Origin of the sequence: Mesorhizobium sp. M1004, from assembly GCF_040318795.1 — a bacterium.
Taxonomy (GTDB): domain Bacteria; phylum Pseudomonadota; class Alphaproteobacteria; order Rhizobiales; family Rhizobiaceae; genus Mesorhizobium.
On the sequence record NZ_JAMYNB010000006.1, the window covers coordinates 237,616 to 246,703 of the forward strand.

At 60.3% G+C, this 9,088-nt stretch carries 15 protein-coding genes; 8 read left to right on the forward strand and 7 right to left on the reverse strand.

Annotated elements, in window-relative coordinates:
* Window positions 1–285: 285 nt before the first annotated feature.
* On the reverse strand, window positions 286–831 hold the full coding sequence (locus NKH54_RS15070; RefSeq protein ID WP_023734733.1) for a hypothetical protein: 546 nt from the start codon (window positions 829–831) through the stop codon (window positions 286–288).
* 139 nt (window positions 832–970) lie between these two features.
* Between NKH54_RS15070 and NKH54_RS15075 the strand changes: the two genes are divergently transcribed.
* A complete protein-coding gene (locus tag NKH54_RS15075; RefSeq protein WP_353028484.1) occupies window positions 971–1,858 on the forward strand; it encodes a HEAT repeat domain-containing protein in 888 nt (295 codons plus the stop codon).
* A gap of 455 nt (window positions 1,859–2,313) precedes the next feature.
* Here the strand turns inward: NKH54_RS15075 and NKH54_RS32500 are convergent, their stop codons facing one another.
* From NKH54_RS32500 to NKH54_RS15090, 3 genes are all read right to left on the reverse strand, one after another.
* Window positions 2,314–2,748: a terminase large subunit domain-containing protein gene (locus NKH54_RS32500; RefSeq protein WP_502907530.1), complete on the reverse strand. Its 435-nt coding sequence runs from the start codon at window positions 2,746–2,748 to the stop codon at window positions 2,314–2,316.
* A gap of 79 nt (window positions 2,749–2,827) precedes the next feature.
* Window positions 2,828–3,214, reverse strand: coding sequence for a hypothetical protein (locus NKH54_RS15085; protein ID WP_352791399.1), 387 nt, complete (start codon window positions 3,212–3,214; stop codon window positions 2,828–2,830).
* Window positions 3,207–3,632: a hypothetical protein gene (locus NKH54_RS15090; protein WP_353028485.1), complete on the reverse strand. Its 426-nt coding sequence runs from the start codon at window positions 3,630–3,632 to the stop codon at window positions 3,207–3,209. The genes NKH54_RS15085 and NKH54_RS15090 overlap by 8 nt, the downstream gene beginning before the upstream one ends.
* Window positions 3,633–4,054: 422 nt before the next feature.
* Between NKH54_RS15090 and NKH54_RS15095 the strand changes: the two genes are divergently transcribed.
* Window positions 4,055–4,750, forward strand: coding sequence for an IS1595 family transposase (locus NKH54_RS15095; protein WP_353028486.1), 696 nt, complete (start codon window positions 4,055–4,057; stop codon window positions 4,748–4,750).
* Window positions 4,751–4,794: 44 nt separating this feature from the next.
* On the opposite strand, the gene NKH54_RS15100 is transcribed toward NKH54_RS15095, so the two are convergent.
* The 3 genes from NKH54_RS15100 to NKH54_RS15110 are packed head-to-tail and all read right to left on the reverse strand — an operon-like array spanning window position 4,795 to window position 5,837.
* On the reverse strand, window positions 4,795–5,163 hold the full coding sequence (locus NKH54_RS15100) for a hypothetical protein (protein WP_023749530.1): 369 nt from the start codon (window positions 5,161–5,163) through the stop codon (window positions 4,795–4,797).
* 13 nt (window positions 5,164–5,176) lie between these two features.
* The gene (locus NKH54_RS15105) at window positions 5,177–5,635 is read right to left on the reverse strand and encodes a Panacea domain-containing protein (RefSeq protein WP_023819037.1); all 459 of its coding nucleotides are present in this window, start codon (window positions 5,633–5,635) and stop codon (window positions 5,177–5,179) included.
* Between the two features lie 37 nt (window positions 5,636–5,672).
* Complete coding sequence (locus tag NKH54_RS15110; RefSeq protein WP_023740018.1) at window positions 5,673–5,837, reverse strand: hypothetical protein; 165 nt, start codon at window positions 5,835–5,837, stop codon at window positions 5,673–5,675.
* Between NKH54_RS15110 and NKH54_RS15115 the strand changes: the two genes are divergently transcribed.
* The 6 genes from NKH54_RS15115 (at window position 5,837) to NKH54_RS15140 (ending at window position 9,088) form a co-directional block, all read left to right on the forward strand.
* Window positions 5,837–6,364 (forward strand): hypothetical protein, encoded by a 528-nt coding sequence (locus NKH54_RS15115; RefSeq protein WP_023740019.1) that lies wholly within the window; start codon window positions 5,837–5,839, stop codon window positions 6,362–6,364. The two genes, NKH54_RS15110 and NKH54_RS15115, sit on opposite strands and share 1 nt — an antisense overlap.
* 196 nt (window positions 6,365–6,560) lie before the next feature.
* Window positions 6,561–7,376, forward strand: coding sequence for a class I SAM-dependent methyltransferase (locus NKH54_RS15120; RefSeq protein ID WP_353028487.1), 816 nt, complete (start codon window positions 6,561–6,563; stop codon window positions 7,374–7,376).
* 247 nt (window positions 7,377–7,623) lie between these two features.
* The gene (locus NKH54_RS15125; protein WP_023671447.1) at window positions 7,624–8,067 is read left to right on the forward strand and encodes a Ros/MucR family transcriptional regulator; all 444 of its coding nucleotides are present in this window, start codon (window positions 7,624–7,626) and stop codon (window positions 8,065–8,067) included.
* Between the two features lie 42 nt (window positions 8,068–8,109).
* Window positions 8,110–8,304: a hypothetical protein gene (locus tag NKH54_RS15130; protein ID WP_023689866.1), complete on the forward strand. Its 195-nt coding sequence runs from the start codon at window positions 8,110–8,112 to the stop codon at window positions 8,302–8,304.
* Window positions 8,305–8,418: 114 nt separating this feature from the next.
* Complete coding sequence (locus tag NKH54_RS15135) at window positions 8,419–8,688, forward strand: hypothetical protein (RefSeq protein ID WP_023671445.1); 270 nt, start codon at window positions 8,419–8,421, stop codon at window positions 8,686–8,688.
* Window positions 8,689–8,782: 94 nt separating this feature from the next.
* Window positions 8,783–9,088, forward strand: a complete 306-nt coding sequence (locus NKH54_RS15140; protein WP_353028488.1) for a hypothetical protein — start codon at window positions 8,783–8,785, stop codon at window positions 9,086–9,088.

The following is a 9,088-nucleotide window of genomic DNA, read 5'->3' on the forward strand; positions in this document are numbered from 1 at the left end:
ATTGCAATCGTTGTCGCCATTGCCGCCAGTGCATCGGCATGCACCAGCCAGGCGAATGTTCCTTACGATACGAGTAAAAAAATCTGCAGAACCCGTACCGATCCAGGAACAGGGTTCAAACGCGAGGTCTGCGTCCCCGACACTCCCAATCAATCCTGTATGCTCTATATATATCAGTATACCGGTCGAGAGAAAATATTGTGCGGCCCATTAACGCGCAAATCGCCAACCGCCGAAGGTCGTGCCAGGCAACTTGCCGGCACCAAATACCCCTGATTCGACTTATCAACTGGGTTTGATGCGGATCACCTTTGGCGCCTGCGCATCCATGAACATGTAGCACCTGCCAAGCAGCGCCTTTTTGCCGAGCTCATCGAACACATTCTGCCCCAGCGGCGTGATCAGCACCTCGCCCGTAGCCAGCCCATCCTGGTGGCGGGCCTCGATCTCTTGCCAATGCGCATTCGCAACGTCGGAAAGCACGACATTGAAGGCTGGATGATTGTAGCTGACCAGCACGTTGCCATCATCCATGTCGGACGGCTTCATGTCCGGGTGATAGTTGTAAATCATGGCAAGCGTTTGGATGGCGGCCATGGCTGCCGCCTCATCGGACAGGCCGGCTTCCGTCAGCACGCAGGTGCCGTTTTCAAGGATGGCAAAGTCACGGCCTCTGTCGAAGTAATAGCCGAACCGTTCCTCGATGCGATCGATGGGTTGTGAAAACGAGGGTCGCCATTTGGGCACCTGGGGCTTTGATACCTCAGCACCACCCGCCGGCGACACGACAAGCGACGACAAACCGCCTGTCAATACCTGCCGCCTGTTCATGGACTTGGTTCCTCGACAACCTGGCCACCAGTCTAGTCGCGGTTCGCGATTCCGCAACGCGCCGAAACGGGAAAGCTTCGCTCTCATCTTTTCCTTTATCGCTTTATGCGGTAGGTCTTGCCGTGCATCGGCGACATCGATGCGTCTGGGCTGGTGCATGCTGCGCGGCCTGTACTCTACGCGGGTGGGACAGCCACTCTTTGCCATGACAGATCTATTCGAGGCGATGCGCCTGTCCGCCGAGGACAGCGAGGTTGCTCATCTTTTTTTCAGCGAAGGCGGTAAGATCCTGCTGCCACTCGGCAAATCGACAAATGCCATGACAGGTCAGGAGATGCTGGAGCGGCGGCTGTCGTCCCCGCATGATGACGATGGCGCGCTTGCCAACGACCTTCTCGGCGAGCTCGGCAAGACGGTGCCGTTGGAAAGCCTTCGTCTCCTGCTGACCTCTGCCAATGCTGAGACGCGAGCGGCGGGTGCGTTTATTGCCACCTTTCAAAACCAGAACATAAGTTCGATGGTGGGTGAGCTGGCCGCGCTGCTTGGGGACAGCAACCCGCGCACGCGCTTCGATGCCGTGGAGTCTATCTTGCGATGCAGTACGCGGAACGATGGTCAGCATCTCGCGCAGGCGTTGTTTGCCCTTGATGATTATCACGATGGTGTACGCATGGGAGCCGTCAAATTTGTGCGCTTTGCAAAAGACTGGCAGTTAAAGCTTGCGCGTCAGCACGCCGCGTTGCTCAGGCCGCAAACGCCGTTTTCGGCGATCGCCGATATCTCCGGGCAATGGCGAGATGATGCATCAGGCATGATCCGTGCGATGCTCGACCATTCAGAGCCGGTAGTGCGCCGTTACGGCCTGGGGCTGGCCAGCCGGGCGAGGTTGGTCGTTGTTGACGCGTTCGTCGAATGGGCGCAGGCGTCCGCCGATCCTGAAATCAGCAAACTGGCAACCGATTGCATCGAGCACAACCAGATATCGCACCACGCCGTATGGCAATCATCATTGCCGGCAATCGCCTGAGGCACCGCTGATCTCGAGGTCAAGATAGCGACGTGACAGGACGTAGAGCCTGCCGAACTGATTCAAAGTAATGTCGTATGATGTTGTCCGCGCACGATATTTGCGCCGGGCGTGGCGGTTCTTACCTTCTCCCCTTGTGGGGTGAGAAGCGGTCCGCGTGGCGGACGAAAAGCCAATTGCTTGGCTTTTCGAGCTTCGAACGCCCTGAGCCTGCGAAGGGCCGGGTGGTGGCCGATCCAACCTGCCGGGTCCCCGCTGCTCCGCAGCGTCCCGGCGTTCGCCGGCCTTTCGTCGTGCCACTGGCACGACGAATTCGCTTCGCGAACCAGCTGCTCACCCCACAAGGGGGGAAGGGAGAACCTCCTGCGCCGTCAAGAACCGCAGCACCACGTCGCTCATGCCAAGCAGCGGCGTAAACGTCACCATGGTGATGCCGCCCGTCGCGTTGGTGCGGGTCAGGCCTTCGGATAGATATCGAGCGGCGGCTCCTCGTCGAACCAGACGCCGTGCAGGGTTTCGCCCTGCCACTTTTCGCGGCCCTTCTCATAGCTCTTGAACGACAGCACCGATTCATCGGCCTGCACGTCGCCGCCGCCGCCCCAGCGCACCACGATGCTGTCGAGCGCGCCCGGCGCGCCGCGGCCCATCGTGGTCTGGCGGATGGCATCGGCGGGGATCATGCCGGTGCCCCATGCCGCCTGCTGCTGCGGCGGGCCGACCAGCACGCGCTGCGGGTTGTCGCGCGTGCTCTCGCCGGTCACGCCGGCAGCCCATAGCCTGACGGCGGTGTCGAAGGTCTTGCCCTGCCACCACGCGGGATAGCGGCCGGTGAGGTGCATGGCCCATTCGGCGCCGCCGGCCCTGGTCTTGCCGAGCTGGTTGCCGGCCATGAACAGACGTTCCCGGTTCTGCGCGCCGGCGGCGTGAAACTGCGCCTGCCTGGGATAAGGCCGGTAGGCGGCAAGCTGGTTAGTCCTGCGCCTGCGGTCCAGTTCCTGCAGCAGCGCCAGATAGTGGCGGCGCGTCTTCAGGCTGGTCGCCAAACGGCCCGAGGACGGCTTCGAGGCCACGGATGCGGCGGCGGATCTCGTCATCGCTCAGGGCTTCCAGATTGTCAGATGAAACATGCAAATCCTTGGCCAGATCCTTGGGCAGCACCGATTGCACGATCTTCAGATACTGGTCGGGCTTGTCGGCCCGGACCGCGGCAATCACGCCGGCGCCATGGGCGCGGAAATCGGCGCGAACCGCGTCGAGGAAATCATCGCCAAGCGTCTTCTTCGTCCGCTTCGGCTTGGCAGCGGCGGCAGTCGCCTTGCGGCCAGGGCGCGCACGCGGCGCCGTCCGGTCAGCCATGATCCGAGATCCCGGCGGGCTCGGCGGTCGCTGCCTGCTTCGCCTGCTTTGCCGGCCTTGCCCGCTTGATCTTGCCGGACTTGATCTTGCCGGACTTGCGCCGTGCCGATTTTGGCCCTGACCGTGTTTGGGCGGCCTTGCGGGCTGCATCAGCGGCCGGCGCGTGGCGCTTTCCGGCAGACGCGGCTTTCAGGCTTGCCCTGGCGATCGCCCTTGCGTCGTGCGCGCCGCGCGGAAAGCCGAAGCCGCCGATGGCATCGACAGGACCACCGCGAACCATGCCGATCAGCACGCCCGGCACGACCGGCTCGATACGGCCGATGCGCGCCTGCGGGGCAGCGCCCTCGAACACGCCAATGGCGCTGACGACCTCGCGGCCGTCATCGTCGGTGATGATGGTGGCATAGCGGTTGGACAAGGGAGGCCTCGCGGATAAGGCAGAATGAACCGAGGATGGCGTTCCTTCACGCCCCCTCTGTCCTGCCGGACATCTCCCCCTCAAGGGGGGAGATTGGCAGCTCCAGGGTCGCGACCAATTTGCAGCGCTGACGATTGGCGAAAGCAAGGCGGCAGTCCGATCTCCCCCTTGAGGGACCCTTGAGGGGGAGATGGCCGGCAGGCCAGAGGGGGGTGCTGTCCCGCCGACATCCGATATCCGCACGTTGTGGGCATCAGGAACACAAAACCCGCCTCATGGGCGGGTCGCTGGCGCAAATCAGCACCATGCACAAATCATAGCAAAGCTGCCCTCACCCGTCAATGCAGATAAGAAATAATTCCTAATTATATACTTGACGTACCAGACGGATTTTGCGATATCGAATCCAAGGACTTATCGCAATGTTCGATCTAACCAATGCCATTTACCACGACGCCGACAAGCCCGCGAGCATTTGGAGGGTATCCATTGGAGCCATGAAGGAAGACGTGAAGTCTTCCGGGCCGCTTGGCGGCGAAGGCAAGACCGTCGAGGCCGACGAGACCTACATCGGCAAGCGTGAGACGCCTCGCGTTTCAGAGCAGCGCAAGGGCCGCCCCTTCACCAAGAAGGGCAAAGGCGGCGGCGCGCATAAGCGCATTGTGGTTGGTCTGGTCGAGCGCGGCGGCAAAGCCCGTATGTTCCATTTGAACGACGCCACGGCCTCTACCGTGCGCGATGTGCTGGTCCGCAACGTGTCTCGCGACACGACGCTCTATACCGACTCGTCGCGCCTCTACACGCGCACTGGCGATGAATATGCATCGCACAAGACGACCAATCACGCCGCTGGCGAATACGTACGCTACGAAGGCGCAGAGACGATCCACTCCAATACGATTGAAGGCGTGTTCTCAGTGTTCAAGCGCGGCATGGTTGGCGTCTACCAGCATTGCGGCGAAGCTCACTTGCACCGCTACCTTGCTGAGTTCGATTTCCGCTACAATCGTCGCACGGCTCTTAAGGTGACTGACACCGAACGCCACGACCAGTTGCTTGCAATGATCGAAGGCAAGCGCCTTACCTATCGGCGGATTGGTGAAGCCGGTCACGCCTAAGCAGAAGGCGCGCCGGTTGATGGCAATTCGAAGTAGTAAGGGCTCTAGCTCGGGGCTTTGAACAGGCCCCGAGCGATCCAGCCCACCAAGCCCACGACAGCCACCGCTGTAGATCCAATAAGAGTGATGACGACCTTATCGTCCAGCTTGAAGGGGCAACTCGGAATTCCCTGTGCGATCAGGATAATCCCTGAGAATGCCGAGAAGACAATTAGGAAGCGGAATGCTTTGTCGGCGTACCCCTGCCTGAGATTTCGGTCGGCCCGCTGGTCAGTCACGCCTTCTTTTAGGCTGTCGATTTGCGTGCGCAGCTTCTCATTTTCCAGCCGCGCCTTCTCGAGCTCGTAAATCGCCTGAGACTCGTCCGTCTCTGCGGGCAACGACTCCACCTCGGCCCTTACCAGGGCCTTCATATCGGCGTCTGGCTTAGCGCTTTTCGGCGAGTCCACTGAAATAGTCCGCAATCACATTGTCTGGAATTACAACGCCGCGACGGCCGGGCTCAAAGACCCTCTCCCAAGGTGTGCCTCGCCGGTGGGTCAGGGATGAGAGCGTTGACGCCGGATAATCCGCATATGCCGCGTAAACTTGCTCCAAAACATCTCGCTCGTTCGGCTCCAAATTCTCGCGTGGGGCGTCAATTGGCTGCGTAACCGGATCAGGCCCCCACGGCGCTAGAGCGCGATACAGAGTGGGGATGACGGGACCAAACTCCCACGCCTGCACCTCGTCGCGGATAAGTGGATGGCGATGAAGAGCCATGTTCCAGCCGTGGGCAAAATAGACCAGCTTTTGAAGCTGCATATTTGAAAGCGCGCGACCGCCATCGCGTCTAGCGCGCTTAATGAACCAATTGGCTATAGCCCGCGAATCAACATATGGCATGGTGCCTCAATATGAGGAGTGCAAGCTAAAAGTCCAATTATTCAGGCTTTTCGGCCTTATTTTCGGACTTTTGCGTCTTCTGGTCTGTCTTATGCTTTTCTTCATGGTGCGATCTGGGCGGCGTCTTCAGCATCCGCTGTACCGTCTCGTTGAAGCGTGTATCGTTGGTTTTGTCGCTATCACGGTTGGCTGATTCTTTCATTGGACCCTATCCAGCGAGAAGATTTTGAACGCGCCATCGGCAAGTTAGCCATCAATTGGGCTGCTGCCGAACACGGGTTCGACCACTGCATTTCTATCCTATTTTATGAGAAAGGCGCTAGCTCGCTAGTTACTACATTGCCCCTGAATGCGCGGGCAAAAATCCGATTCTTCCAAAAGGCGATCAAAGCAATACCAGAGCTTGCTGGGGCCGTTCCACGGGCTGAGGAGCTTGCGAACGCTGCCTTCAGAATCCTGGATGATAGAAACTGGTGCATCCACGGGACGGCATCCATGATTGGCGGCACGCTCTTCGAGCAACCCTTCAATCTGTCGCGCTTCGAACGACCAGCCATGGAATCCATAGAACACAAGGAGGTCACCATGGGTTTCATCCATGTGACCAGCGAATCATGCGCCAAACTAACGCTGGCTTTGGCTGTGTTCATGTTCAGGAAGTTCGGTCTGTTCACTGAGAACGAGGTCGAGGATGCGCTTCGCGGTGTCCGCGAAGATATCACCTTCTAGCTCCGCGTCCCTGCCTCTATTTGCGCTTTCAGATCAGTGCCGGCCTGTCGGCTCGAATCATAGGACATTTTCCCATACTTTCTCAAGTATATAATTAGGAACTAATTCCTACTCCGGTCAAAGCCTCGTCCTTGGCGGCGGCGCGCATTGCGCGAGGGCCGCATCGATGGGATGCTGGGTCTCGTCGGAGAGCGCAATGAGCGATGTGACCAGTCACTATGGCAGCGGCGGCATTGTCGAGCGCATCCTGTCGGCTGTGCCGGACGCAAAGGCCGGCAGCCTCGCAGCCAAACAACTCTATCCGTTCGATCAGCTTCATGGCCGCGAGCTGATCGCCACGCAGGACCATGCCGCGCGTCTTGCGCCCTCCGCCGGCGATCGGGTTCTGGACATCGGCAGCGGCATTGGCGGCCCGGCCCGGTTCCTTGCCGAGACCTATGGGTGCAGCGTCGACGGCGTCGACCTGACGCAGGTGTTCGTCGAGGCATCCCGCCGATTGACCGAGTTCTGCGGCCTCAGTGACAAAGTGCGTTTCCATGAGGCCGATGCGACAAGGCTGCCTTTTGCAGACGACACATTCGACGCGGCAATCTGCTTCTATGTCGGCATGAATATCGCCGACAAGGCGGCGGTCATCGGGCAAGCGTGGCGCGTGCTGAAGCCGAAAGCCAGGCTTGTCTGGACCGAGGCGGTGCTGGCGGACGGCGAGCCTCACTATCCCTTGCCTTGGGCGGTGTCGTCGGCGGCCAGCCATCTTGTCGACGGCGAGACCCTGAAGGCTCTGTTTGCTTCAGCCGGATTCCGGGTCGACGATGTCATCGACGAAACCGGCGATCACGTCGAGCTGGCGTTGAAACGGGCAAATTCCGGCATCGTGCCCTCGCCCGCCCAGCAGCAGGCCAATGAGATCGTGCTCGGCGCCGAGTTCGTGCGTCGGCGAAAAAACTACATAAGCAGCCTGAGCGAGGGAAAACTCGCCTCACTGGCCGTTATTGTTTCCAAGCCGGCATGAAACAAAAACCCGCCTCGGCGGCGGGTTGCTGGCGCAAATCAGCACCATGAAAAAATTATAGCATAGCTGCCCTCACCGGTCAAGATATGTCAGGAAATAATTCCTACATCGACATCGATCGGAGACTCGGCGATGCTAGCGCTACCACATCCGGCGTCAAGTCATATGCATATGTTCTAAAGTGCCATGCCGTCGGCGGATGTTGTCTGATAATTTGCCCTTTGGCATCAAGGGGGCAAAAGAAGCCATGTCTGAGGACAAAATCCGAAATATAAATCTGACCGCCGACATCGTCGCGGCATTCGTGCGCAACAATTCAGTGCCTCCGGATAGCCTGCCGGCGTTGATCGAGAGCGTCAATGCAGCGCTCGCGGCCGTGGACAATCCCGTTGCTCCGCCGCAACCTGCGCCTGAGCCCGCGGTCAACCGCAAGCGCTCGGTAACGCCGAATTTCATTTACTGCCTCGAGGATGGCAAGAAGTTCAGGTCGCTGCGGCGTCATCTCGGCTCCGCCCATGGCATGACGCCGGAAGCCTATCGCGCCAAATGGGACCTGCCCGGCGACTATCCGATGACGGCGCCCAGCTACGCCGCCAAGCGATCGGAGCTGGCAAAGGAGTTCGGGCTCGGCATCAGGACACCCGAGGCGCCGGCCGCCAAGGCGCCGGCCAAGAGCAAGACCAAGGCGTAAAGGCACGCCCCCTCCGTGCCGTACGCCTGCTGGAGGACGATCGTGGTGGCCGGAGAGCCCAATGACGTTCGCGTGGAACGTGTCGACCGCCGCCAATGGGCGGTGCTGGTTGCCGAGAATGGCACGGTGACCCAGCATCTGTTCATGGCCCAGGAAGCGGCCGAGGAGTTTGCCGACGGCGAGCGGACAAGGCTCGGCCTTCCCGCCAGGCCGCCGGCGGCGGATCCGCTGGCCTGAACAGTCCTTCAACCGGCTGCAGGATACAAGACGCAGCCTTCGACAGGCCGTCTAGCGACTGGTCATTAGCTGGCTCTTATGGAATCATTCCACTCCAACTCGGGGGAGAGCGGGATGGACAAACCAGCCATGGCATCCGTGTTCAGGATGCGGCAAGCGCCAGCCACTGTTTCGGGCGTTCGCAGCGTCGGCCAAGGCCAGGCCGATCCGGTCATCGGCAGAAGGCCGCTCGGCGAGGCGATCCGCTTCGTCATCGACGCCCATCCCCATTACGACATCAGCTGCGTTTCGATCGCCTATGGCGACGGCTCGGCCCCGCGCCTCGGCAGCCGGGAGGTCAAGGCGCTGTGGGCCGAATATGGCCGCCGCTGGATGGAAGAGTAGCGCAGGCCATCGGCCGACGCCTATCGCTTGCATCCCCGTCCGGATCGTAACAGCGGCTCATGCGTTGAGCGTGAGCCAAATGGGAGCAACAGCCATGAACGTCGCCAATCTGCAACTCGAAGGCCTGCTGATGGCCGTCGCCTCGATCAATCAGGTGCTGGTGCGCAAGGGCCTGCTCACGGTGGAGGATATCGACATTGCGCTGCGCAAGGCCGAGGCCATCGAAACCGGCGAGGAGCGGTCCGACGGCATGTCGGAGTCCAACCGCGACGCCGTCAACTTTCCGATCAGACTGCTGGAACTGGCCAATCAATGCCAGCCGGAGGCGGACATGCCGTCCTTCTCGAAACTGGCCCGCATGGTCGGTCAGATGAAGGAACCCTACAACGACCAGGTGTGA